Annotated in this window: 28 protein-coding genes and 2 pseudogenes; 19 read left to right on the top strand and 11 right to left on the bottom strand. The window is 68.4% G+C overall.

From position 1 onward, the window contains the following. Positions 1 to 15 precede the first annotated feature (15 nt). The 3 genes and pseudogenes from V7E45_RS07760 to V7E45_RS07770 all read left to right on the top strand — a co-directional run bounded on the left by V7E45_RS07760 (position 16) and on the right by V7E45_RS07770 (position 1,805). Positions 16 to 531 (top strand): hypothetical protein, encoded by a 516-nt coding sequence (locus V7E45_RS07760; RefSeq protein WP_333773339.1) that lies wholly within the window; start codon positions 16 to 18, stop codon positions 529 to 531. Positions 532 to 835: 304 nt separating this feature from the next. Then, positions 836 to 931: pseudogene (locus tag V7E45_RS07765) on the top strand. A 424-nt stretch (positions 932 to 1,355) separates the two neighbouring features. Beyond that, positions 1,356 to 1,805: a lamin tail domain-containing protein gene (locus V7E45_RS07770; RefSeq protein ID WP_333773340.1), complete on the top strand. Its 450-nt coding sequence runs from the start codon at positions 1,356 to 1,358 to the stop codon at positions 1,803 to 1,805. 179 nt (positions 1,806 to 1,984) lie between these two features. Here V7E45_RS07770 and V7E45_RS07775 read toward each other — a convergent pair whose 3' ends face one another. Continuing rightward, positions 1,985 to 2,671 carry an HNH endonuclease family protein gene (locus V7E45_RS07775; protein WP_333773341.1) on the bottom strand — a complete coding sequence of 229 codons (687 nt, stop codon included), beginning with the start codon at positions 2,669 to 2,671 and terminating at the stop codon, positions 1,985 to 1,987. A 141-nt stretch (positions 2,672 to 2,812) separates the two neighbouring features. On the opposite strand from V7E45_RS07775, the gene V7E45_RS07780 reads away from it, so the two are divergent. Then, a complete protein-coding gene (locus V7E45_RS07780) occupies positions 2,813 to 2,965 on the top strand; it encodes a hypothetical protein (RefSeq protein WP_333773342.1) in 153 nt (50 codons plus the stop codon). Positions 2,966 to 3,067: 102 nt separating this feature from the next. Here the strand turns inward: V7E45_RS07780 and V7E45_RS07785 are convergent, their stop codons facing one another. The 3 genes and pseudogenes from V7E45_RS07785 to V7E45_RS07795 form a co-directional block, all read right to left on the bottom strand. After that, positions 3,068 to 3,502, bottom strand: a complete 435-nt coding sequence (locus V7E45_RS07785; RefSeq protein ID WP_333773343.1) for a peptidase inhibitor family I36 protein — start codon at positions 3,500 to 3,502, stop codon at positions 3,068 to 3,070. 105 nt (positions 3,503 to 3,607) lie between these two features. Then, positions 3,608 to 3,857 (bottom strand): annotated as a pseudogene (locus V7E45_RS07790) (DUF1206 domain-containing protein); the annotation flags it as partial. Between the two features lie 42 nt (positions 3,858 to 3,899). Further along, positions 3,900 to 4,223, bottom strand: coding sequence for a DUF6233 domain-containing protein (locus V7E45_RS07795; RefSeq protein WP_333773366.1), 324 nt, complete (start codon positions 4,221 to 4,223; stop codon positions 3,900 to 3,902). Between the two features lie 98 nt (positions 4,224 to 4,321). Here V7E45_RS07795 and V7E45_RS07800 point away from each other — a divergent pair, with 98 nt between their 5' ends. From V7E45_RS07800 to V7E45_RS07815, 4 genes are all read left to right on the top strand, one after another. Continuing rightward, positions 4,322 to 4,540, top strand: a complete 219-nt coding sequence (locus V7E45_RS07800) for a LexA family protein (protein WP_333773344.1) — start codon at positions 4,322 to 4,324, stop codon at positions 4,538 to 4,540. Positions 4,541 to 4,601: 61 nt separating this feature from the next. Beyond that, on the top strand, positions 4,602 to 4,736 hold the full coding sequence (locus V7E45_RS07805) for a hypothetical protein (RefSeq protein WP_333773345.1): 135 nt from the start codon (positions 4,602 to 4,604) through the stop codon (positions 4,734 to 4,736). 38 nt (positions 4,737 to 4,774) lie between these two features. Then, entirely contained in the window at positions 4,775 to 4,993 is a 219-nt protein-coding gene (locus V7E45_RS07810) for a hypothetical protein (protein ID WP_333773346.1), read from the top strand. Positions 4,994 to 5,197: 204 nt separating this feature from the next. Then, a complete protein-coding gene (locus tag V7E45_RS07815; protein WP_333773347.1) occupies positions 5,198 to 5,944 on the top strand; it encodes a DUF5131 family protein in 747 nt (248 codons plus the stop codon). 6 nt (positions 5,945 to 5,950) lie between these two features. On the opposite strand, the gene tcmP is transcribed toward V7E45_RS07815, so the two are convergent. After that, positions 5,951 to 7,114 (bottom strand): three-Cys-motif partner protein TcmP, encoded by a 1,164-nt coding sequence (tcmP, locus tag V7E45_RS07820; protein ID WP_333773348.1) that lies wholly within the window; start codon positions 7,112 to 7,114, stop codon positions 5,951 to 5,953. Between the two features lie 484 nt (positions 7,115 to 7,598). On the opposite strand from tcmP, the gene V7E45_RS07825 reads away from it, so the two are divergent. The 3 genes from V7E45_RS07825 (at position 7,599) to V7E45_RS07835 (ending at position 9,746) form a co-directional block, all read left to right on the top strand. After that, positions 7,599 to 7,835: a hypothetical protein gene (locus V7E45_RS07825; RefSeq protein WP_333773349.1), complete on the top strand. Its 237-nt coding sequence runs from the start codon at positions 7,599 to 7,601 to the stop codon at positions 7,833 to 7,835. 360 nt (positions 7,836 to 8,195) lie between these two features. Then, positions 8,196 to 8,525: a CBS domain-containing protein gene (locus tag V7E45_RS07830; RefSeq protein ID WP_333773367.1), complete on the top strand. Its 330-nt coding sequence runs from the start codon at positions 8,196 to 8,198 to the stop codon at positions 8,523 to 8,525. Between the two features lie 405 nt (positions 8,526 to 8,930). Next, the gene (locus V7E45_RS07835; protein WP_333773350.1) at positions 8,931 to 9,746 is read left to right on the top strand and encodes a hypothetical protein; all 816 of its coding nucleotides are present in this window, start codon (positions 8,931 to 8,933) and stop codon (positions 9,744 to 9,746) included. 47 nt (positions 9,747 to 9,793) lie between these two features. Here the strand turns inward: V7E45_RS07835 and V7E45_RS07840 are convergent, their stop codons facing one another. Then, positions 9,794 to 10,126, bottom strand: a complete 333-nt coding sequence (locus V7E45_RS07840) for a helix-turn-helix domain-containing protein (protein WP_333773351.1) — start codon at positions 10,124 to 10,126, stop codon at positions 9,794 to 9,796. Between the two features lie 535 nt (positions 10,127 to 10,661). On the opposite strand from V7E45_RS07840, the gene V7E45_RS07845 reads away from it, so the two are divergent. Together V7E45_RS07845 and V7E45_RS07850 are read left to right on the top strand one after the other, a co-directional pair. Beyond that, positions 10,662 to 11,540 (top strand): metallophosphoesterase family protein, encoded by an 879-nt coding sequence (locus V7E45_RS07845; RefSeq protein WP_333773352.1) that lies wholly within the window; start codon positions 10,662 to 10,664, stop codon positions 11,538 to 11,540. A 248-nt stretch (positions 11,541 to 11,788) separates the two neighbouring features. Further along, positions 11,789 to 11,932 carry a hypothetical protein gene (locus V7E45_RS07850; protein WP_333773353.1) on the top strand — a complete coding sequence of 48 codons (144 nt, stop codon included), beginning with the start codon at positions 11,789 to 11,791 and terminating at the stop codon, positions 11,930 to 11,932. 1,467 nt (positions 11,933 to 13,399) lie between these two features. On the opposite strand, the gene V7E45_RS07855 is transcribed toward V7E45_RS07850, so the two are convergent. After that, positions 13,400 to 13,585, bottom strand: a complete 186-nt coding sequence (locus V7E45_RS07855) for a hypothetical protein (protein ID WP_333773354.1) — start codon at positions 13,583 to 13,585, stop codon at positions 13,400 to 13,402. A 233-nt stretch (positions 13,586 to 13,818) separates the two neighbouring features. On the opposite strand from V7E45_RS07855, the gene V7E45_RS07860 reads away from it, so the two are divergent. Next, entirely contained in the window at positions 13,819 to 14,019 is a 201-nt protein-coding gene (locus V7E45_RS07860; RefSeq protein WP_333773355.1) for a hypothetical protein, read from the top strand. Positions 14,020 to 14,267: 248 nt separating this feature from the next. Here the strand turns inward: V7E45_RS07860 and V7E45_RS07865 are convergent, their stop codons facing one another. Next, a complete protein-coding gene (locus tag V7E45_RS07865) occupies positions 14,268 to 14,483 on the bottom strand; it encodes a hypothetical protein (protein WP_333773356.1) in 216 nt (71 codons plus the stop codon). Positions 14,484 to 14,892: 409 nt separating this feature from the next. On the opposite strand from V7E45_RS07865, the gene V7E45_RS07870 reads away from it, so the two are divergent. Together V7E45_RS07870 and V7E45_RS07875 are read left to right on the top strand one after the other, a co-directional pair. Next, entirely contained in the window at positions 14,893 to 15,021 is a 129-nt protein-coding gene (locus V7E45_RS07870) for a hypothetical protein (RefSeq protein WP_333773357.1), read from the top strand. Between the two features lie 112 nt (positions 15,022 to 15,133). Next, the gene (locus tag V7E45_RS07875; protein WP_333773358.1) at positions 15,134 to 15,655 is read left to right on the top strand and encodes a hypothetical protein; all 522 of its coding nucleotides are present in this window, start codon (positions 15,134 to 15,136) and stop codon (positions 15,653 to 15,655) included. Between the two features lie 93 nt (positions 15,656 to 15,748). On the opposite strand, the gene V7E45_RS07880 is transcribed toward V7E45_RS07875, so the two are convergent. Together V7E45_RS07880 and V7E45_RS07885 are read right to left on the bottom strand one after the other, a co-directional pair. Further along, positions 15,749 to 15,955 (bottom strand): hypothetical protein, encoded by a 207-nt coding sequence (locus V7E45_RS07880; protein WP_333773359.1) that lies wholly within the window; start codon positions 15,953 to 15,955, stop codon positions 15,749 to 15,751. After that, positions 15,952 to 16,806 (bottom strand): hypothetical protein, encoded by an 855-nt coding sequence (locus V7E45_RS07885; protein WP_333773360.1) that lies wholly within the window; start codon positions 16,804 to 16,806, stop codon positions 15,952 to 15,954. The genes V7E45_RS07880 and V7E45_RS07885 overlap by 4 nt, the downstream gene beginning before the upstream one ends. A gap of 1,262 nt (positions 16,807 to 18,068) precedes the next feature. Between V7E45_RS07885 and V7E45_RS07890 the strand changes: the two genes are divergently transcribed. Next, the gene (locus V7E45_RS07890; protein ID WP_333773361.1) at positions 18,069 to 19,031 is read left to right on the top strand and encodes a hypothetical protein; all 963 of its coding nucleotides are present in this window, start codon (positions 18,069 to 18,071) and stop codon (positions 19,029 to 19,031) included. Between the two features lie 1,316 nt (positions 19,032 to 20,347). Here V7E45_RS07890 and V7E45_RS07895 read toward each other — a convergent pair. After that, complete coding sequence (locus V7E45_RS07895) at positions 20,348 to 20,935, bottom strand: hypothetical protein (protein ID WP_333773362.1); 588 nt, start codon at positions 20,933 to 20,935, stop codon at positions 20,348 to 20,350. A 422-nt stretch (positions 20,936 to 21,357) separates the two neighbouring features. Between V7E45_RS07895 and V7E45_RS07900 the strand changes: the two genes are divergently transcribed. After that, complete coding sequence (locus tag V7E45_RS07900; protein WP_333773363.1) at positions 21,358 to 21,549, top strand: hypothetical protein; 192 nt, start codon at positions 21,358 to 21,360, stop codon at positions 21,547 to 21,549. A 1,214-nt stretch (positions 21,550 to 22,763) separates the two neighbouring features. Continuing rightward, on the top strand, positions 22,764 to 23,740 hold a 977-nt coding region (locus V7E45_RS07905; RefSeq protein WP_333773364.1), incomplete at its 3' end, for a hypothetical protein.

A 23,740-nucleotide genomic window follows, 5' to 3' on the forward strand; every position in this document is an offset into this window, starting at 1 on the left:
GGAGAAGAACCCCACATGCATCGCTTCACCGCCACCCTCACCGCCCTGGCCCTCGGGACCGCGGGACTGATCGCCGCCACGGCCGGCACCGCCCAGGCATCGACCTGCTCCCACGCCTACCTGCCACTGCCCGACTCCTCATGCACGCCCGGCGCCTACAACCCCGACGTCACCCAGTCGAACATCAACAGCACCATCTGCGTCTCCGGCTGGACCGCCACCGTCCGCCCCCCGACCTCCTACACCAACCCCCTCAAAGCTCAGGGCATCACCGACTACGGCTACACGGACACCAACATGGCCGACTACGAGGAAGACCACCTCGTCCCCCTCGAACTCGGCGGCGCACCCCGCGACCCCCATAACCTCTGGCCCGAGCCCTACTCCGGCTCTCAGACTGCGCACTCCAAGGACGGAGTGGAGACCAAACTGAAGAACGCCGTCTGCGCCGGCACCATCACCCTGTCCGCCGCCCGCAGCGCCATCAAGAACAACTGGACCACGGCCCTGCAGGTCACCGGAATCCGCTGAGCCCGCTGACCGCCGGCACCTCCAGACGGCCGTGCTGGACGTCCCGGCGCCGACACCTGGCGGCCTGCCCCAGCGTCAGGCTGCCGGTTCATCCGGGGCTGAGCAGCCCAGACGGCGAACTTCTCCCGGGCATGATCTGGAAATGGTGGGACTGCACGGGCACGAGCCCGCGCTCATGCTCGGTCTGATCGCTCATGGCATGAGTCCACGGAGGGACCGGGCCGGGCATGTCAGCACGCTGTCAGCCGATCCTGCGACAGTCGGTCCTGTGAATGGCAGCGGACAACACCGGTGCCGGACACGGGGAGAGGTGCCCGGAGTGGTTGATCGGGGACCAGCGAGCTCGCCTCACGGTCGGGCCCCCTCGGGGCCCACGCAGGTTCGAATCCTGCCCTCTCCGCCGTAACCCCCTCCCGGGGACTGCGCCAGGCCGGTGCATCGGCCTTCGAGCCAGCGGTCCCCGATGTGTCTGTTACTTACTTTCGGGTGAACGCGTCCGCTGAACCGGGGTGGCGTGTCCTGGCGGATGGTTGCCTCAGGCCCACAATCTCGCGGCGGCCTGGCTGACAGAGCGTCAATCTGGTGCACTCACAGCATAGATGGTCGTTGCATGTGAGTGTCACAGCAATCTGGTGAATCTGTAATGCTGTGCGCATTTCCCTCACCTTGTGGGGGTTCGGGTTGCAGGGTGTGGGTGTGCGGCCAGCCGGCTGCACACCAGCACAACGCACCCCGCTGGCCTGCGGTTTCTGGCGCCATGGGCCAGAGTTGGGGTGTGCGCACGAAGGGGGACCCTGGTGTCCGTTGCTTCTTCCGTCCGCCGCATGACCGCCGTCGCCGCCGTGGCGGCCGCCGCTGTGGGCGCGGTGGCGCTGCCGGCTGCGGCGGCCGACCACCACCCGGGCCGCGCGCACGTCGCGGTGTACATCTCGGGTGTGCAGTACGACTCCCCGGGCCGTGACGACCGCTCCAACTGGTCGCTGAACAAGGAGTGGGTGGACATCACCAACTCCACGCGCCGGGCGGTGAACCTGGACGGCTGGACCCTTGCTGACGAGGACGGCCACTCCTACACGTTCCGCCACGTCCGCCTCGACGGCCGCTCCACGGTCCGCGTCCACACCGGCATCGGCCGCGACACCCGCACCGACCTCTTCCAGGACCGCCGGGCGTACGTGTGGAACAACGACCACGACACCGCGACGCTGCGCAACGACCGCGGCCGGTTCGTCGACGAGGTCTCCTGGGGCCACCACCGCGGACACCGCCACTGATCCCCCCTTTGCCGGTGGCGGTAGGTGACGCCGACCGGTGAGCCGGTGCCCCATGATGGGCCTCCCCGTATCGCGGGGAGGCCCATCTGCCGTTCTCAGGCCACGCACCGTGCGGCCACGGCGCCCCCCATCCGCCACCGGCGGACGATGTCATCAACGGGCGGGCGCCGGGGCGGATGTCAGCGGGCTGTGGTGACGGTGACCGGTACGTCAGGGCAGTGGCTCAGCTCCTGGTCGAGCGCGGCTTGTTCGGCCGCGTCGATGCTGAGGTCCCAGCGGGTCTTGTCGGCGATCCAGTCGGTGACGTACTGGCAGCGGTAGCCGGCGGCCGGCGGCAGCCAGGTGGTGGGGTCCTGGTCGGCCTTGGACCGGTTGGAGGCTGCCGAGACCGCGATGAGCGCGCGGTCGTCGCCGAGGTCGTTGGCGTAAGCCTCACGCTCGGCGGCGGTCCAGGTGGAGGCGCCGGAGTCCCAGGCCTCGGCGAGCGGAACGAGGTGGTCGATGTCCAGTCCGCTGGGGCCGTGGATGTACCGGTCGTCGTACGGGCTGTACCACTCTCCGCCGCTCAGCTTGCACCCGGCGCCCTGCTCCGGGGCGATCACGGCCTCGGCTTTCAGGACCTCGGAGCGGGTGTTGCAGCCGTCTTTGTCGGCGTCGACCCAGTGCTTGAACTTCGTCCGCTCGTATCCAGCGCGGTCCTCAACGCGTACAGGGAGGCCCGCGAGGGCGTCGCGGACGGGCAGGCTCACCGTCTCACCGGGCGCGACGTGCGCTGAGGGTGCGGCGGCTGGCGCGGCATGGGCAGCGGCAGGGAGGAGCAGCGCGGCGGCGACTGCGGCTGCGGAGGCGGTGCGGACGAAGCGCACAGGACAGGTTCCTCTCGAAGATCACGAACAGGTCGTGATCTTCGTAGCGGCACCAGGCCGCGCCGCGCCCGGTGACCGCCTCCGGCTCTACCCGATCGGGCGGTAAGTCGGAATTTCGACGGCGCCGTTTAAGCCAGCGCCATGACCGCACCACCCCCGCCACCCGACCCACCACGGCGCCCCCGCCGCTCCCCACACCGCACCTACCTGACGCCCCTGCTGCGCGGGCTGGCGTACGGCACCGGCACCGCCTTCACCGGCCTGCTGGCCTACTGGATCCAGCAACGGATCTGATCCCAGGCGGCATCAAACCAGCGGGCCCGCCCGGCACTGCACCAGGCCGTGCGGGCCCTGTGATCCCTCACCTGGGCGTCACTCCGCCCTAGAAGGCGGTCGTCAGGCGCCGCAGGGGGTGTCGTTGTTGCGGAGACTGTGGGTGGTGTCGTTGAGCTGGTAGGAGCGCAGGTCGCTGATGGTGCCGCCCTCGCGGCCGACGCAGACGTGCCGGCCGAAGTAGTTGTCCTTCTGGTAGACGCGCGCCGTGCGGCTGCTGTTGTTGATGACGGAACTGCCGTTACCGCGGATGTAGTCCGGCAGGTGCCGCACGGACCCGTCGACAGCGCGCTTGACGTAGGGCTGGCCGTTGAAGTTGATGTCGGGGTAGATGCACACGAACCCCCGCGGGCACGCGATCTGGTCCCGCGACACCGCAGGAGTCGTGGCGTGAGCGGACGCGAGGCCGAGCAGCGATGCGGCCAGCACGGTCGGGACAGCGGTGGTGAGCAGCGCGGCCGCTCCCGTGCGCAGGCGCCGTAAGCGTGGAAGTGTCATGACCTCCGCCTGTCCCGGCGGAACGCTTCGCCATTCCGCCTGCCGCCGCCGTTCATCCAGATGAGCGAGTCGACGGCCACCAGACCGAATGAGACACACGCGCAGCTACGCCGTGGTCAGCTGATAGCAGGGCTTATGCCAGCGGGCCTCGCCCCAGGAGAAGACGCCGAACGCCGCCAGACCGGGCGCGATCACCGCGAGCAGCCACGGACCGGCCGGGACGCGCGCATGGTGTCGTCCATGCCTTTCGCCTCCCGGGCTGGTGCCGGACTGCCGCCACCACGGCGAACACATCCGCGACGGCAAACACGACCCCGCGGGCCGTGCCACCCGCGACGCGCGGATGATCAACCGCGCTGTAGGCCGACATTCGCACGGCCCGCACCAGGCGGCCGGCCTAGTCGGGTATGCCGAGTGCGGTGTCGGGTCGGCAGTGGACGCACGCCGGTACCTGCCGCCGCAGCGCATCAAGTGCCTGCTCGCGTGTCGCGGGGCGGCACCGCCCGCTCTTGGCCGCGGCCCAGCAGTCGCCGGTGTGCACGGCGTCGATGTTGCTGCGGTTGAGCCCGTGCTGGATCAGCCACTCCGGCCGCGGCGGCCGCATCTTTTCGCCCTGGCGCCGCTCGCTTTCCCTGCGCTCTTCGGCGGCGATCCACCGGTCGATCAGGGCGAGCTGCCGCGCACTCTGCTGTTCGACGACGCGGCGGGCGAACCGCAGCATGTCCAGACGCGTGGCCGGCTGGTCCACCTCCCCGCTCCTCCCTGTGCGGGCCGTGTATCCGCTTGCCGCAGAATTCGAACACATGCTCTAGTTTCAGTATGCATCGCGTTGACCACCTCACCGACACCCAGGAGCGCGTCCTGCGCTGCATCCGGCAGACGATCGCCGACCGCGGGGAAGCACCCACGGTGGCCGAGATCGGGGCAGCGGTCGGCATGCGCAGCCGCGCCTCCGTCCACTACCAGCTGGTGGAACTGGAGACGAAGCGCGCCATCGTCCGCGAGCCCGGCCGCTCCAGAGGGATCAGACTCGCGTGAGCCGCGCCGGCCGCGACCACCTGCTGCTCACCAGCGAGGGCCGAGCCGTGCAGCACGGCTGGTGGTCGAACGAGGCGGTGGCGCGCGACAGTGCCGGCGCTGGATCGGCTCCGTCGGCACCATGGCGACGCCTCGCCTCACCCTCACCGACGGGGAGACGGGCACCGTGCTGACGACCTGGCCCGAGACGGCGTAGCTCTCTGCCATGCTGGCGCGAACGAAGGAGGGGAACCCATGGCCCATCGCCCGCACCCGAGCCGCAAGCGCGCCCTCAGGCAGATCGAGCGGCACGCCTTCGAAGGCGGCCCGGCCCTTCCGTTCCCGCGGCCGACGCCCGTCGAGCAGCAGCTGCTCGACGGGACGGCGACCATGGTCACGAACGTCGAGCCCGTGACCACGGCCATGCACCAGGTGGCTCCGGCGGTCGGCGAGTACCGGCTGAGCACGCGCTGACGCGCGGCACACAGCCCGCTTCGCCTACTCGGCTGGGTCCTCGTCCGTGTGTCGGACCGCCTTCTTCACGGCCTGCTCCAGCTCGTAGCCGATGGACAGGCGGTGTCGGGGTGGTTGGATGGCCAGGTGTCAACGCCCGTTCTGGTTCGTTGAATATGCCGTCCCGCGTCTGGTGGGAGCGGTTGGACGGCGGGGAGGTAACTGATGAGCGATCGAAGCGCAATTGAATGGACTGAGGCAACGTGGAATCCGACGACAGGATGTGACCGGGTTTCCTCCGGGTGCGACAACTGCTACGCGCTGACGTTGGCCAAGCGGTTAAAGGCGATGGGGGCGGCGAAATATCAGAATGACGGGGATCCCCGGACGTCGGGGCCGGGGTTCGATCTAACCGTGCATCCCGATGCGCTGGATGTTCCGTACGGGTGGAAGAACCCGCGGACGGTGTTCGTGAACTCCATGTCGGATCTGTTCCATGCCCGCGTGCCGCTGGACTTCGTACGGCAGGTCTTCGAGGTCATGGCGGACACGCCGCAGCATACGTACCAGGTGCTGACCAAACGGGCCAGGCGCCTGCGGCAGGTCGCAGACCAACTGGTGTGGCCCGGGAACCTCTGGATGGGTGTCTCGGTGGAAACAGCGAAGGAACTTCCCCGGGTTGATGATCTGCGGCAGGTGCCCGCCGCGGTCCGGTTCCTGTCCTGTGAGCCGCTGCTCGGTCCGCTGGAGGAGCTGAACCTGGACGGCATCCACTGGGTGATCGCCGGCGGTGAGTCCGGCCCGCGGCATCGGCCGATGGAAGAAGCCTGGGTGACACAGATCCGTGATCTGTGCCTCGAGGAGCGTGTCGCGTTCTTCTTCAAGCAGTGGGGCGGCCACACGCCTAAGGCCGGCGGCCGCACCCTGCAAGGCCGTACCTGGGATCAGATGCCTGCGCTTACCGGCGCCTGATGGACTTCACCGAGGGGGCTGCACGATGAGTTCGTGGGTTTTCCCTCCGACGCCCGTGCTGGCCGTCCGGCCGCTGCTGTGCAGTAGCTTGATGGCTTTGCGCGCGGCGGGTTCGGTGACCTGCCCGTAGTAGTCGCCGAACACGTCCAACGTGTGGTTGAGCAGTTTGAAGGGCCGTTTCTGCTGGTGCAGGATCCGTTCCATGTTGTCGGCCATGGCGGGCACGGCCACGTCGATGACCTCCTGCGGGTCCGGGCGGACCATTGAGGTAGCGGAGAAAAGAGTGTTCGGGTCTTCCCGTTCCTCCTTGATCTCGAGTCCATCCCACCATGCGTCGCGCGCCCGGGCGACTGCGTCGCCGAAGAACCACAGGCCGTGCTCGCTGCGGGTGCCGAAGACCAGGTGGTACACAGCCTTCTGCCCGTGCTTTCTGGCGACCGGCACCGACTGCACGAACATGCCGGTCTTCTCCCTCAGCCGCTGGGCGTACTGGGCGGCCACGATCTCGTCCACGTCCGCTTCGACCGGCTTGTCCGGCCGGAAGTACTCACGCCACCACCGGCCGCCGCACGCCTCATCGAAGCGCTCGGAGGAGCGTTCCAGACCGCGCGCGGACCGGGCATTGCCTCCCAGGCGGCGTACCGCGTCCATGCTGAAGTTCATCAAGAACTCGGTCGGCTGCCAGAGCCGCGGACTGCTGCGCCGCTGGTTCAGCGTCTGAACGATCCGGTCGAACGGCAGCCCCAGGCCGCACGGATCAAGGAACAGGAACAGCGGGAGCCCTTCGGCAACCCGCAGAACCTCGCCCAGAACTCCGTCCACGTCGCCGTGATGCACCCTCGCGTCCACGCCCAAGGCGCGGTAGTGGGCAGCGACCTGGTCCAGACGGGCAACGGAATCGGGTTTCTGCTCCACGAAGAAGCAGTTCCATAACAACGCGTTCTTCTCCAGGTGATGAGCAGCCACCTGCATCGCGATCTCCGCAGAGCCGGGGTCGCCGCTCTCGTACCGTCCCTCGCCCGCATAGCCGTCGAGGTACACGACCTGGCGACGACCACGCGAGCCGGTCATCCCGCCGAAGCGGGGAATGTACTGGCCCAGCAGCTTGTGCTTGAGGACGCTCGGCAGCGCCTGTGAGGCCCAATAATCCTTGTCCGTGCCCGTCGACATGGCCTTCCCCCCACCCCAGAATCCACTGTGATAACCGATATTGAAGTAAGCGTCACGCACCGTAAAGAGGGCGGCAGCGCCGGGAACACAGGCCGTGGTGAGGCATGTTGGGCGGCCGCGGCTATCGAAGGTCGCCCGGCACCTGTCGGGCGACCTACGGGCGTTGTGGTCCCGTCTCAAACAACTGATGAGGTCTACCGCCTGGTGCGCAGAAGGTCGCGCCGGGCGGTGAAGATCTCGCGCCACCGCGCGCAGGTGGCCTCGCCGTCCAGCCATTGCGGCGCCGCGAGGGCGGCGAGGTGTTGGCGGACGACCTGGCGGCTGCGCGGCCTGGCAGACGCTCACCGAGAGCCAGGACGAGCGACTCCTTCATGTCCGGCTCGCCTGCCCGAGAGGAGTGGCGGCCGTAGCGCTGCGCGCCCAAGCCTCCGTCTCGCGGGTCGAGGCGAGGGCTTCGCAACGCCGACACGTAGGATCCCTGCACGTGGCACACACCTTCGAAGAACTTGTGGAGAAACAACGCGCCGCCGACCAGGCACACGCGACCGTCCAGGCCCTACGCGACCAGGACGACCCGCCCGCGTTCGAGACTGCATGGCAGGCATGGCGCGACCTCGCGCAAGACGTACAAGCCGCAATCACCGAGCATGCGAAAGAGCAGAGCACGATGCGGGCTGGCGTAGAGCTCGACGTGAAGAAGGCGGTCCGGCACACCGAGTAGCCAGTACAGCGGGCGTCAGCGGTCGCGCGAGGGCGGCGATCTCGTCCAGCTCCTGGCGGTGCGGGGGAAGCGCCCGGCGCAGCGCCTGGTGGAGGCGGAGGAATTCGGCGGCCTCCTGCTCGGTGTAGGGACGCAGCCGTTCCGCGGGGAGCGCCCAGGCCGCTCGCCGGCTCCCGCTCTCCTGTCGGAGCAGGGCTTCGCCGTCACGCCGGATCACGGTCACGGCCGTGATCGCCGGATGGCGCTGCGCGGCGTCGACGACGTCGGCCAGGGCGTGGAAGCACAGGTCATGGCCGGTTCCAGTCGATCCCGTCCCTGGTGGACTGGACGCTGCGCGAGGCGAAGCTCGGTCAGCCGAAGTTGGCCGGTCCGGGCAAGGATGCCGACCCGCTGCTCGTCCTCACCCCGTCAGTCATGGCGAGCGCCCGCACCGCACACCTGCTCGTCTGCGACAACGACGGCGTATGCACCGGAATCCTCACCCAGGCCCAGCTCACCGCGGTCCGCGAGAGCTCCGTGTACACCGACCGGGTCCAGCTGCGGGACATCCTCGTCGACCTGGGCCCCTTCGCCTCCCCCGTGGCCACGATGACCGAAGCCGAGCACGCGATGCGCTACCGCCGCCTCGATGCCCTGCCCGTGGTCGACGAACACGGCAACGCCCTGGGCGTCCTCGCCCTGGCCCGCTGAACCGCCCGCGATCCTCGGGTGTCGCGCGCTGCGGTCTGGGGCGAGGTCAGGTGGGGCCTGGCCCCCACCCCAGCGGATCGGTACGCCGTTCGTACGCTAAACGAACGCTCCAGGCTCGCAGCTCGTACGGCAGCAGCAGCCGACGACACCACCTCACCGCGCAGCCGCGCCTGCACGCGGCCGAGGCGCGGGCGGGCCTGCGGGTGGTGGCCAATTGTTGCGCAAAGTGACTGACCTGGGTGGTGGTGGGTGACATCATCGGCTCTGCTCGCGGTGGCCTCGTCTTGGGTGGCTGCTGTGGGGGTGGGCGCTGGTGTGACGCGCCGAAGGGGAAGGACCGGCTTCATCGGTGTGTGGTGGCGGTTGTCCCTGCCTTGTGTGCGGACGTCGAGGGGACCGTCGGTGATGTGGCACGAGCACGTCTGGGTGGGCCGGTATGCGTTACCCGCGGTGGTGAGTGCCGCGATCGCGTGGCTCGGGCTGCTGCGGGATTTCTCGCGGCGGGGCCGGTTATTGGGGAGCCGGCAGTCGATCGGTCTGTTGGCCTTGATGTTGGGGATGCTGGGCGGTGTCACGGTGGTCGCGGCGGCGTTGCTGCCTCATGCCGGTGATCTTCCGCCTGTGGTGGCGGGTGTCGCCACGGGAGCGGCCGCGGTACCGAGGCGCAAGCAGGAAGAGGGGACGCCGCCGTACATCAAGTTCATGACCTTGGGGATCGCCCTGGTCAGGGAGAGGCTGATCGACCGGGTGCACCTGGACGCCCGGGCCTGGTCCGACACGTTCCTCGAGGGCATCCACAGCTCGGCGCAGCTGCGGGTGTTCGTCTACGACCTCAAGCTGTACCTGCTCGACCGGCACGAGCTCAGCGGCGACGTCAAGACGGTCACCACCCTGTACGCCGATGCCGAGAAGGCCCTGGACGCAGCTCTGGAAGTGCAGACCACGATCGCCCAGGACTGCCGGGAGCCCGGCATGCCGTGGTCGCGTGAGCCGAGCGAGGACGAAGCCATCCGTGAGCGCCGCGCGTTCGCAGAAGCTCGAGCGCAGTGCGGTCACCTGCTGCTCTTCGCCTACGTCCACGGCCGGCGCAGCGAGTATGCGCAGCTGATTGCGCTGCGCGAGAAGGCCACCTCGAACGATGCGTTCCACAGTCCGCAACTGCCGCCGCAGCGCTCATTGCTGAGCCGCTGGCGTGGGCGCAAGCAGGAGACGAAGCCCTAGGGCGGGTGCGCCACAACGACTTTCGGACACAACCGGCGGATCACCGCTCAGTGGGAGAACTTCAGGCTCGCGCTTGTGAGCGGTGAGGAGTCCTTGCCGTCACAGTTGTCGGTGCCCGTCTGACGCGGCCGGGGGTGGAACGTGATCTCCACCTCGGCGTCGAGTGCCTCGGCGACCGCGGCCAGGGTGCGCACGGTCAGGTTCGCGTCGCCGGACATGATCTGGCTGATCCGCCCGGGACTGACCCCCATGGCCTTCGCCAGGTCCGAACGGGACCAGCCCAGGCCTGCCAGCAGGCCGGCCAATGAAGCGGAGGCCTGCCTGGCCAGCCGGGCAGCCGCTAAGTCTGTGGTGTTCTCGGAGCGAGCAAAGATGCTCACAGATCTACCCCCAACTCATCGCATGGCAACATGTGTTGCCTCTCTACGAGGATGCCACCTTTAGCTCTAGCTAAAAACTCAGTTGGGGCAAAAAGTCTTCGAAACCTCCTGCCTCACCCTCCGTGAACCGGCCTTTGACCTGCACTTTTGGCTGCAGTGGTAGTTGACGCAAAGTCACCTACTCGGAGGAGAGGAACAGACGCGCGGCTGCGGCTTCTTCCCCTTCATTGAGGACAAGCTCGGCCTGCCCTGACGCCACGACCGATGCCGCGGTGCCCCGGTCACTCGGACATGCGCGCCTCGGTATGGCGGCTGGCCGGCTGGCTGGTCACGCGCTCGGAGCGGTCCCCGGCACGGCTCAGGGGGCCGCTGGTTCTGTTCACGAGAGCGGGCAGCAGTTGTTCAGCGCTTCGGGCAGCATCCAGCCCTGCCGCCGTTCGATTTCATGCGCCGGGACAGCCAGGAGCCCGTGGAGGAGGCCGCGTGGCGAGAAAGGCCACGGCTCGGTCCCGATGCCGGAGGTTAGCGTCGGGCGATGCGGATCTTGCATCTCTCAGACACCCACCTGGACCGGTCCGGCGGCCCCGACGAGGATGGGGCCGATGGCACTGCGGCACTCGGCCGCCTGCTGGGCGAATTGAGTCATCTGGACGACCTCGACGCGGTGATCGTCAGCGGCGACATCGCGGACGACGGCTCTCACGAGGCGTACACACGGGCACGTGAACTCCTGTCCGGCTACGCCAGCCGGCGAGGGGTGAACGTCTTCTACACGACGGGCAACCACGACGACCGCACCGCGTTCGCCGACGTGCTCGGCACCGGCCACGTACAGCCCGACGCGGTGTACGAGGGAGCCGCAGGTGAGCGCGCGGCGGCAACCACCGTCGACGGATGGCGACTGATCACGCTGGACACGCTCGTTCCGGGCAAGGGTCACGGCCGACTCGACGGCGCCCAGCTCGACTGGCTTCGCGAACTCCTTGCAACGCCAGCGCCCATGGGCACCGTCCTGGCCTTCCACCACCCGCCGGTCTGCCTGGACGTCGACGTCCAGCGGGCGCTCGGCCTACAGAACAGCGCAGAGCTGGCCGAAACGATCCGCGGGACCGACGTGCAGCTCATCCTGTGCGGGCACTTCCACCTGCAGATACTGGCCCGTCTGGAGCAAGCGACCGTCTGGGTCACGCCCGGCGTCGTCAGCCGTATCGACCTGACCGCCCGCCCCGGCACCGAGCGTGCCGTCCACGGCCCGTCGGCTTCCCTCGTTCACCTGGGAACGCCCAACGGGCCAATCATCCATACGCTCCACGCACGAGACCCTCGCATGGGTGAGACGGTCTACGAGGCCGACAAGGAGGAGATGCGCGAGGCCATCGAAAGGCTCGGCCCCTCTCCCGCGGGCCTGAACTGACCCTGTGCCTCCAGTGAACGGGATTCATCCTCTGCAGCCGCCTCCAGCACCCCGCTGCGACTTCCACTGTTCGAATCGACGGAACCGCAGAGTGCTGTCCGAGGCGCTGCGCAACTGCTGTCCAATCTTGTGGACAAAGCCAGGGCCCCGCAAGGTCGCTCGCCCGGCACCGAGCCTCTGCTGACCGAGGGGCCGACCGGCTGCCGGGGCTGACCGCCCTTACCCGGCTGACCGCCCTGGTCTGCCGGATGCCGCCGGAGGTGTGGCTGGAAGCCGACGAGGACCTCCTCGACATCTACGAGCGGCTGCGCGCGACGCTGGCCGCGGTCGGTCTCGCCCTGGCGGGCCGGGCCGGCGCCCGTCTGAGCTCCGCGCTTCGAGGTCTGCGTTAGCCGGAGCACCGTCCTGCGCCTGGTCGACGCCCTTCCCGAGCCAGCAGTGCCCGCTCCGCGTGGTGGTCGGCGCCGACAAGTACGCCACACGCAATGGCCGCCACGACGGCACTGTTCTTGTCGACGTCGAGCTCCGCCGCCCTGCTGCCCGACCGGGAGGCATCGAGCCTGGCGGCCTGGCTCGCCGCAGTTGTGGTCGACACGACGATCCTTTCGCTCATGGTGTCGCAGGCCACTTGGCCGATCCCCCTGAAGCGCACACCGACCTTGATGTCCGGGCCGGTGTCGATCCCGGACTCGGGTCGTCTGCGCGGAGCAGAGGCGGCGGCCCTTCAGGAACAGCCGCACCCTGCGCGTCTTGATCCGTCTCGGCGGGTTGACCCAGATACCCGTCCCGGAGTCGCGAGAGCGCCGCCCCAGTTGACGCCCGATATGGGCGAAGTCTTCTGTTATGACGGTATTGAACCGTTTTTCCCCGCGCCCCCGCCCTGCTCTGTGCGCCCCCTCCGTGACGCGTGCCAACCCATGTTCTTGCCTCGCGTTGGCGGGCTGACCAGGCACTTTCCTGCTGGTAGCCCTCTCGAAGGCCCTGAACCCGTCTAGACGCCACAAGAGGAGGGAGCCACCCCTGCACGGGGCACCCTCGCGTCTGACCAGCAGCTTTCATGGCTACCAGACAGACTTGGCGGTCATGCGCCCCCTCGTGCGTACGTGAGCCACCCGATGCGCGGCAATTGCTCCTTATGCTGCGGAGCAGGCAATGAAAAATGCCCTGTGGCGCCGCGACCAGCCGAGCCGCTTCCCTCGATGGGCTTTAGAGCCATGGGGGTTGAGGAGCCGACTATCGCGTGTTTCCGCAAGTGAGGTGGCCTGCCCGTTCGTCTCTTGGCGGGGTCCGACGGGCAGGCCGACAGCCCTTAGGAGGGCCTAAGAATGACGGTACAGGTCAGCGCAAGTGCCTTGGTGATCATCGTGATCGCCGGGGCAGTGGGAGTCATCGTGTACAGGTGGAGCCAGCACAGGACCGAGGCCGGAGTGCCTCAGCAGCGGGGCGACCTGGGACAGGCAATCGGCGCCGCAGCAGCCGTCGGCGGGCTGCTCGCCGCAGTGTTGGCGCTCTCCGGCGTTCCGGCAGCGGCCGATCCGACGGCACCGGAGTCCACTACACCTGGGGCTTCGGTCTCATCTTCGAGTCCGCGGTGACCTGCTCCCCGAGGGACGGGTCGTAAGCCGTAGGCCAGCTCCCGCACTCGAAGGTGAGCATGTACACCGGGAGCCCGTCGGCAAGCGCGTCGTGGCGGCCGTTGCGCTGGCCGATGATCCGGTCGGCGACGAAGTCAGTGAACGGGTCCGCTGATCCGGGTCCCGGGGGCTCTTGGCCGTCCCGGATCTTCGAGATCGGAGCCGGCGTTGTCCTGGTCTTCCCCTCGGCGTCTGCCCAGTCGAACCCCCGAGGTGTGGGAAGCGTCAGGCCCGGCCCGTACCGTGACCGGCCGGGCCTCCGCCGTTCCGGCCCCGGCGGTGGCGACCAGTACCGGGGTGAAGCAGTCGCAGCGCGCCCCGGGTCAGCAGGTAGAGCCCGTGCACCACGCCGATCACGTGGTCGGCCTCGGTCAGGTGCGCGGGGGTCATCAGGTGGTGAAGCGTCGTCATGGCGCCGTCTCCAGTCGTCTCGGATCGTTCACCCCTTCCGAGGCGCTGGGCGTTCCCAGACAGGAGCGCGTGGCGCATGAGTACGAATGGAGCCGGGGGCGCCTTTCATCCAGGAGAACAGGAAGGCGCTGCAGGTTGTTAATGGCGGCCTCAGAGCGCGTCGACCAGCTCGGCCCCGCGCGGCGTCCGCCGGCCTGTGGCGCCAGGGCCGTGTGCTGGGGCAGCATCGCCGCATGGTCAACTACGTGCCCTCGCCTGAGGAGGTCGCTGCCGCGCAGACCCCTAACGACGGCTGGACGCAGAAGCAGCTTGCGGAATGGGGTGTCCCCTGGCCTCCGCCGAAAGGATGGCGCAAGCACCTCGAGGCGAAGTGGCGAGGCGAGGACGTCGAGCCGTTGCCCCGCGAGGAGCCGGACCAGGACGCCCTGTTCTGACCCTGTCCTACCAACAACTCCCGGAGTAGGCCGAGGACGACGAAGGCCCGCCGGGACGCACCCGGCGGGCCTCTGCGGATCAGTGGACTGCGCCGCGTTCACCGACGAGCTGCGGGCCCGCGACGCTCGCCGCCCACCCGGCCGCGGTCCCGGCCCCGCGGCGAACCCTCGGAGCCGGCGGCCGCGCCGACGAGGCGCCCCACTCGACAGCCTGACGCCGGCGTCGACCGGTGCGATCGCTCACCGTGCTATCGCCGGGCCAAGGCGATGGCGAGCGTAACGGGCAGGGACACGCCCATGAACGCCGTTCCCAGAGGCGTGCCCAGGGACGGATGGCGCCACGTCAGGTAGGCGAGCCCGGCGAAGACGATCAGGAACACGAGCGCAAAGACCAGGATCAGCAGCCGCCAGACCGCGAGGCCCTGACACTGCGGCTCCCCAGGGGGAGGCGTGGGTGCAGACATTTCACTTCCTTGTCTGAGCGTGACGGAGCCACGCGTGAACTGGGCAGTGGAACCGTGGGTCACCGAGGTGTTAGCCCCGCAAGCCCCGGCCCGGGGGCGCCTCCCGGACACGGATGAAGATGCACGAACGTACGGTGATTGGTTTCCTTACTCTCCGTAATGGCTCTTCGGTGCACGGCCTGATGCGCCTTCACCAGGTGGTGCAGAGAGGGGCAATAGGGCCGCTTCGGCGTCACAGATATGCCGGTAACAGTGACGTGGGCAGCAGCCGAAGAAGTGGCCCGGCAAGGCACAGCGCGACGCGATCAAACGGGCGCAGGCGGCGAAGAACAAGGCGGGCGATGGGAAGCCGGCCGCGGAGAAGACGGCGGCCAAGAAGGCGGTGCACCCCGGCTGTGCCTCTCGGCAGATGTCGGCAGCCGAGCGCGAGTTCGCCCGGAACAAGGGCCGGATCGAGAGCGGCGAGACGTTCCGCGGCCAGAAGCCCTCGGACTGGCGGCGCGGAGCCTCGTCGTCCAGCACCCGTCCCGCTCGCTGAACTCCACTCCGGCGGTGTACACCTCCCCGCCGGGCAGCTGACTCCACTGGCCAGACGACAGGGCAGTGAGACTAGGGCCAGGATGGGGGCGAAGACCGTGGAGGGGGAGAGCGTGCGGCTGGTCATCGATACGCAGAGCGACACCTACGAGCAGGCGATCGCCGCGGTGCAGGCCGCGTACGGGTTCAACCCTGTCGCCCTGGCGAGCGACTGGCCGGAGGCACCCGCCCTGGATCGCCGGCCGGGCCTGGAGGGTCTCAGCGTCGAGGATCTTGGGGAGGGTTGGACGGAGCGGCTGCTGTTCGACACGATCGCCGCTGTGATGCCCGGCGCCCGTGCTGTCCTGCGCCGCGTGGTCGACCTGGGCGGCATGGCCTCCTACGACGACATACAGGACTTCTTCGCCGACCATCCCGAGACACCGATTCCGCGGGGGAGGATCGGCGGGACGCTCACCAGCGTCCGCGCGGTATGCCGACGGACTGGTCCCGACAACAACACCCGGCTGCTTGAACTCGACGACCGTGTCCGCGTCTACCGGGTCGCGCCTGTCCTTCTGGAGGGGCTGAGGCGGGCTTTCGCGCTCGCCGACGCCCGCCCAGACCTCCTGCGCCAGGGACCAGCCTGTCCGTGACCGGCGGGCGGTGCCTCTGTCCCGGGGTCCGGCGGCGACGGGCTGCACAGTACGGCTGTGCAGCCCGTCCGCGCTCAGGCACGCGACGGCCAGTCACCTCACCAGCGGTACGACGATCGCCAGCATGGCGATGCAAAGCGTCATGATGCTGAGGGCCACGATGCTCCCCCAGCCGATCGCCTTGTCCACCGGTGCCTTGACCAGGCGGGCGATTCCGAATCCGATGAGGCCGGCGAGTGCGGAGAAGAGGATGCACATGCCCAGCACGAGCATCAGGAACACGAGCAGTTGCATGGTCATGCGGCACCCCGCTGCTTGCGGTGGCGGGTGCCGGCCTTCGTGTGAAGCTGCTCGGGGATCCAGATGCGCCGCTCACGGGCCGCGTCGTACAGGACGCCACGGAAGCGGGTCTTGCGCATCCGGACCGCCGCGTGGGTGATGTGCAGCGCGTCCGCGATCTCGGTGTCCACGTAGCCTTCGACGGTCATGCGGATGACGGCCTGGGTGACCGGGGGCTGTTCGTCCAGGATGTCCTCGAAGTTGGTGCTGAGGACGGCGGCCTCGGGCTCGGAGAGGTAGCCGGCCTCCAGGAGCGGGCCGAAAAGCTTCGGGTTGGCGTGCGCGGACTCCTCCGAACCGTCGTACAGCGCGTGCTGCTTGGCCCACTCCTGGCGGTTCTTCGCCCACTTCGTGTACACCCGGCGGAACTCCCAAATGCACTGGCCCACGAAGTACGTGGTCAGGCAGCTGGCCCCTCGTCCTTGCTTGTAGGCGGGATTCCATCCGCCCTGGACCAGTGCCTTGCGCCGGAACGACGTTCGCGCCCGCAGCACCACGTCGACGAGGATCTCGTCACGGGCCCCGGGATCGGAGCGCAGCAGCGCGGAGTCGTCGGGGTGGATCCAGAACGGGAGGCCTCGCTCCGCGCACCACTTCAGTGCGATCCGGGCGAGCTGGCCCTCGCGGAGCATGCCGCGCAGGATCGGCCATACCTCCGCGCACAGCTCGTTCTCGAACACCTTGTAGGCCGGCCCCTCGAAGCCGCCTGCGGCCAGCTCGCTGACCCGGGCGGCGTCCCTCTGGATCCGGGCCGACCGGTCGGCGGACAGGCCGTCGTCGACGGCCTCCGCGACCTCACGTACCGCACACATAAAAAATCCTCCGTGTTGGACCACTTTCGACCCTTGACCATGTCCTTACGGCGCGCGCGCAGATCACAAGCAGTCGGCTGGTTGTACGGAGTCATGTGCAGAGTAGAAGTGGGAATGTCACACACCGCTCCAAAGTTTTTCGGCGGCAGCAATGCGACCGCTGCAGATTGCTGAGCGCACCGAACTGACCTCGGTGAATGAGCCGTTCGCAATGTCGGCCTCACCTCGCGGGAGGGGCTGGTCGGGGAGTTGGAGTTGATCCCGCCGCTCCCGACGACCTGTGCCCGTCACAGCAATCTGCCGACAAGGAGATCGTCTTAGCGTCCTCGTCCGGCGTCGGTGTCCGCTTCCGGCGGCACCGTGACGCCCCAAGCACACCTGGCCCGAGGGGCGTTGCCCGGTATGGCGCAGACGAAGTTCGACAAGCAACTGGAGCAGTCCGCCGACTCCCTCGTGCGCGGGATCGGCCGGGCCCTGGCCGGCCAGGACCTCGACGGCGCGAAGCGGACCGACGCCACGTTCTGGCGCGCGGGCACCCGCTCCTGCCGAAGGATGGAGGGGGTAAGGTCCGGCGCCGCCTCTACGAGCCCGGGTGGCGGTGTCTGTCCTTCCGCATCGCGCTGGGGGCCGGCGTCTGGGAGGTCGGCTACCTGGCCACTCAGCACCTGGACGCCACTGTGCAGAACACCGGGGAGCTGTGGTGGGACAACCGAGCAGGACCTGGCGACGCTGGAGATCGGCGGGATCGGCGCGGTCTCTGTGCTGACCGTGGGCACCGCGGTGTACATGGTGCTAACCCGCGAGCGCCGGGAGCTGATGCGCGAGTGGGACGTCACGCTGCACGAAACCCCACACACGCCCGTCCTCCGCTACGCCGATAGGCCCGCCGTCAGCGGAGCCCCCACCATGGCCACATGGCGCAGGTTTCCGTGCCCTCGCTCCGGCATTCGTCGCCGCCCTCACCAACCAGTGACACCTAGCCGACCCGCGACTCGGCGCGCTGGCTTCGCCCGTGACCGACGCTGAAGCCGCCCACTAGCTCACAGCCGCAGCGGCCCGGGTGTGCGCTGGCGTTTCTCCGCGTTGGGTCCGCAGCAGGTTGGGGTGGTCATAACGGTGGAGGCCGTGCCGCACCCAGCGGCGGACGGGATGCGACAGTACTGTGATGCAGATCACAGCGCTACTTGCGGGTCTCGTTGTCGGATCGGGCCGGCGCCATCCCTGAGAGGAGAAGGATTCTCCACTGACGTAAGGAGGCGCCCATGGCCGCCGAGGACATGACGCCCAGCTACTACATGGTCGAAGACGACGACTCCATCGACACCCACATCGCGGAGCGGATCGCTCATTTCAACGGGTATCCGGACGGCGCAGGGGCGGTCATGGCCTTGTTCCCGGTCGACTGGACCGGGGCCGAGGGCGAACTCGCGACCCTTCGCGAGAACGGGACCGTCGCCCTCGACCTGGACGGTACATTCGACTTGCCTGAGCCGTTCGACCGCGGCACGCCTCCCACGATGATCACCACCACCACCGGCATGGCGGCGCTCAAGCCCGACCACCCGGACAACCAGACGATCGAGTCCGGGTTCCGGGCGGTCGGCATCCCGGTGCCCGATGTGGTCCGGGCGATGAACGCCCGCGAGGCCGCGCGCACCGGGGACCGGGCCGCGCTCCGCGCCTTCGTCTCGGAAGGGCTGGGCCGGTGGAGCGGCTGGAGTGAGCCGGTCTCCACCGCTTTGCTCGGCAACTGGGCGGACCCGCTCTACAAGTCAGGCCAACTCTCCCCCGGCGCGGTGGGCAAGATCCTGGCCGAGGCCAAGGTCATCAACGGGCAACTCAAGCCGATCTGGCTCCGCCAGGCCAACCGGGAACGCGTGCGATTGCTCGACGCCCCGCTCGGCGATGGGATGACCCTGTACGACGTGCTCTCCGGGCAGCCCGCTGCCGACACCGGCTTCGAGGGCTTCGACGACCCGCGCCTGGTCCAGATCCTGGAGGCTCTCTCCGAGAAAGAGCAGGCGGTGACCATGGCACGTAGCCGCCCCGGGGTCAACAGCTGGCCGGAAGCCGCTCGGGTCGTCGGCGTCTCACAGCCGGAGGTCGTCGGCGAGCAGGTCCGCCGGAAGGTGAAGCGGCTTGCCAACCAACTCACTGGCAGGGAGACCGGGGACGGTGTTGGGAACCGCCGGTCCGGCCCGGACACGTCCCACACACGCGGCTGACCACACGCCAAGGGATCGATGTGCGGCGGTCCCTTGGCCCACCGCTGACCGACGCGCGGACCGGGTGCGTCGCCTAGGAGAGGCGTAGAGGCCGACCTGGCTTGCCAGGTCGGCCCCCACTGCCTGGCTGCGGTTCGCCCCTGTGTACCAGGCGTTCGACTCGCTCGAGGACTTCGAAGCCACCTCCGGGCCGGAACTTGCGGGACTAGCACCCTCGTAGCTCACGGTTCCGCTGCCCAACTCACGCGTGGCCCCAACACGCTCAGACAAGGAAGTGTCATGCCTTCAACCACGCCTTCCCCTGGGGGATCGCATCGCCAGGGCCCTACGGTGCCGCCCACCCCCGCGGTCTGGCCGCTGCTGATCCTGGTCCTAGTGCTCGTAATTGTGCTCGTCTTCGTCGGGCTCGCCTACCTGACGTGGCGCCACCCGAGCCTGAGTGGGCCTCTCGGAACGGCGCTCACAGGCGTGACCTTGGTCGTGACGCTCGCCCTCGCCTTGTCCCGCCGGTAGGGGTGCCGGCCGGCAATACCGTGTCACCAGCCGCAAACCACTGTGCGCAGCCGAACTGGTTACCCCGGCGCGTCCTAGGCCACCCTGGCCGCGCCGGTAGTCAGAACTACTGAGGCAATGCGGCACCGAGCAGCAGGATCACCGCTATGCCGCCGACCTTCCACGCGATCCAGAACAGGCAGCCGTGCCCGCTCTCATCCATGGGAGTGCCGGTCTTCTTGGCCTCGGGGACATCGCGGACGCCTTGATCAGACTGTGCCGCCGCCTGCGGACGCACGGCCGGCAGGGCACGCGGACAGCGCACACAACCTGATCAGCAAGTTTCGCGACGTCCTCGGTAGCGCACCGGCCCTCGACCTCGGGCAGCGCGAAGCTATCCGGCGCCGGATAGCACAACGCGCCGAGCGCCAAGGCCACTGCTGACACACGGAGGTTGCAGTCGCACATGTCCAGAGGGCTCTCGGATTCGCCCTTTGCGCCGGTCCGGGGCACGGAGGGAGGCGGCGTGAGCAGCGCCCCGATCGTCGTCCGCTGGCCTTCAATCTCGGCCGGCCGGAGAGCCACCGTGCACCACAACGGCTGGAACGAGCTCTCGGCGTCGCCCACGGCGACCTAGACCTGGCCGTGTTCCTCGAGGGCGCCGACGGTCACCGACTCCGACGCCATCCTGGACCACCCTCAGTGGGCGCGGTGCGGCCGCCCACAAGTTCTGCATCGCCTGAACTCGCCACAGCCACCACGACGAACCCGTCGGCGGGCCGGTCAGGTCCCGGTAGTGCCCCGGCACAGGACAGCGGTGAGGGTCAGCGTCCGCTCAGGAGGTCCTGATACGCGGCCACGGCTCGCTCCTCCAGTTCGTCCTCGACGGACTGCACGATCTTGAGGGCCTCCTCGTCGAGTTGTTCCGCGTCCAGGACCTCGAAGAGGCTGTGGCCTCCGAGCACCAGGCGCAGTTGCTGCTCGGGAAGGTCGCGGAGGGCCCGGCCGGCGGATCCCTTGTCTTCCGGAGAGCGGGCGGCGCGTTCGGTGAAGGCGGCCTCTTCGAGGTGTTCCAGGGCGTCGCGGACGAGCTTGAGGGCCTTGTTCTCGGGTGGCAGCTCCTCGCCCCGCTCGTGAGCGAGACGACCGCGCCAGCGCTCGAGCTGGTGGGCGCACCAGATGAGGAGGTGTTCCTCGGCCCACTGCGTGCGGAAGTCGGCCTGGAGCTGCTCAAGGGGCGGGCTGAAGTCTTCGGCGAGGTCGTAGGCCCGCGAGTTAGCGGCGCTGTCCTTCCGCGCCTGGCGGGTGTGGTGGGCCTGTCGGATGACCGCTTCCGCCCACTGCTGCACGAAGTGGCGGGCAGTCTCCTCTCCCTCCGGTGACGGGTCGGGATATCGCTGCTGCTTCCCCATGCGAGAAGGCTAGACGTCGGCGGTTGAGCCGGGGCCCGCACGAGGGTGCGCGCTGAGTGGACGTGAAGCCGCCTGGGGGGCGTCACACCCGCCCGACTACATAGGTAGGGGCGGCGCTACCTGATCTGAGGCTCACAAGACCGCTTGGATCTATTGAATGTGGGATCCCTGCTGAGGACAGTCAAGGCCGCCGCAGCGCTGTCGGCCCCGCCTCTCCGGATTGTGTGAGCGGGTTCACAGCTGCCGGTAAATCCGCTGCTCAGAGCGTGGTTGCGGGGCTTGCCCCTGCTTCCACGACTATGGCGCGGCCAATCCCGGTGCTGTCGATGCGTCGTCGGCCAAGACGTAAGGGCCGGGGAGCGTCCATGCTCCGCCATCCCTGCTCGCGGACGGTCCGCGAGCCTGACCCACAGGGGGACTCCATGTCTGCCATCACCGTGCTCGCCTTGCTCGTTGCTCTGCTTACCGCCGTGGTCGGCGGAGCCGGAGTGGTCTTCCTCGGCTGTCTCGTCTACCGCCGTCCGGCGCTCACTCAGCCGATCGCTATTGCTGTCACCGCTACGGGCGTGCTGGCCGGCCTCGTACTCGGCATCGTGCAAGTAGTGAGCCGCTGACCTGCCGTGGCTGGTCTGTACGAGGCGCGGGGTTTGGGGGGTGCGCAACTGTGGCGTCCGAGGCGACCCCCACCCGCGCAGCGCGGGGCCGTCGCGATGTGCCGGTTAGGTGTCGGTGGGCGGTTGCCAGTGGCGGCACGTCAGTACTGCGTGTCTCCGCCGTCGGGGGTTGAGCATGGGCGGAGTCGGTTTTCTCTCACCAGAACGAGTGTTTCTCCTGCCCTTCACCCACTGCCCACAGGCCAGCAGCATCGGATCAAACACTGATGTCGGCTGGCCTGAGCAGGCGACATGCGCCGACACCTCGGTACACACACTGACCCCCACATCTAGTGGTTGGATAACTACTTGAACCCCAATAAGTAGTGGTTTTCGGGAAGCTCCGGTCCTACTCCCAAAACCAACTGCCCTATGCTTGGGGCTGCTTCACCACACGGCCCCCTCAAGCGCCTTGCTCACTCAGGGCAAGGTCCCCTCCCCAGGGGCTGTCTGGGGCTAAGTGAGGTGAAGCAGCGATGGACCAGCACGAGCACTGCACCTGTTACGAACAAGTCCTGACCTGGCGTCAGGCGTTCGTCGACTGGGCGCCTGTGATCGTCACGGCCATCGACGTACTGCGGTCTTTCTGGTCGTGACCGGGAAGCCGGATCGCCCCGCCGAGAGGGTCGTGCTCAGCAGTGAGCCCGGCCGCATCATGGACGGCCGGGCTCGGTGACTGCAGTACTCGCCGCAGGGGGTCTGTCGCTGGTGGCCGCCGGCTTCGGGCCCCCTGATGGCTTCCCGGACGTGAGGCCCGGCCAGCCAGTTGTTTTGCGGTGAGTCCTCTGCATCGTACGGGAAATGGCACCTCGGTCTATAACCTGGGCTGCTAGACGGTTGTATAGATTGCCGTCAACTTCGTTCCTTGTGCCCTGTGAGGAACTGGCATCGGTCGGCGGGGTAGGTCAGCTCGGCCAGCGGGCTGCGACGCCGGGATGCGCGTGATGCGGCGGCCCGCCGCCAGGAGGGCTGCGACGCCGTGATGGAAGGCCCCTGCTGCACGGCGGCCCGACAGTGTGTCCGGGCCGCCGGCAGGAAAGGGCCTCCTGGTCACATGAGGCGTGTCTGTCGCGTGGCCTGATAGGTACGGCTGGCCGCCCTGCACCTGATGCTTTGTCAGTGGCCGCCTCTACCGTCGGTTGTGTCGGTGTTCGTGTGGGGAAGGGCGGTTGTGGGTGGCCAACATCGTCTGGCACAGGAAGCTGCGGATCTATCTGGATCTGACCCGGGCGGACCTGGGGCACGAGGAGTACGAGGATCTGTGGGGCACGGTCTACGCCATGGACCGCATGTACTCGGCGCGGGGAGTGCCGGTACGGGAGCGGGAGCTGCAGTGCGGGGGCGTGTGCCAGGAAGCCGGCGTGGAGGCGCCGATGTTCCTGCGGGTGCGGAACGGCAGGCGCGAAGCCGTCCATGAGCGTGCAGAGGACGAGGAACGCCACACCGCTCCTGTCAGCGACGAGCACAATGCCTACCAGGAGCGCATCCTGAAAGCCGCCCATCAGGGCGGTTACGCGGGGGACAGCGAGGTCCGTACCCGGGTGGGACGCAGCTGGATCCAGACCGACACCCTCATCGAGGGCGCCGACGGACGGCGCATCGGCTGGGAGATCCAGCTCTCCTCCGCCGGCACCGAAGGCCCCCGCAGCGTCCGGGCACGCGCCTCCAGGGCGGAGAAGAACGGCATCACTCCCGCCTGGCACACCGACCGGGCCGACTACGCCAACCGGCACGACAGCCAGTGGACCCGCAGCAACAACCTCCCCGCCTACGTCATCGCCAAGACCGGCGACCTCCGTGTCGTCTCCGGCTTTCGCACCCTGGACTTCTGGCGCTGCGACGTCCACGCCGTCCACCCCTGCCCGCACGGGGTGCGACGCTGCGGCAAGGCACACGCCACCCCCACACCCCACGGCATCCTCTTCGACGACCTCGTCCGCGGCACCGCCGCCGGGCTGATCGTGCCCATCCAGTTCCGCACCGCCACGAAACAGCACCGCTTCTGGGTCACCGACGCCGACCGCGACCGCCTGGAAGACCTCCAGGCCGACGACACGCAGCTGCCACCCGCCCCCGACACGTCCGGCTCCGCGGACAGGGCGAGCTACAACCGCCCCACCTGCAACCCCACCCGAGACGCGGAGCCGGACGT

It is taken from the genome of Streptomyces sp. IBSBF 3136, from assembly GCF_036815105.1.
GTDB lineage: Bacteria > Actinomycetota > Actinomycetes > Streptomycetales > Streptomycetaceae > Streptomyces.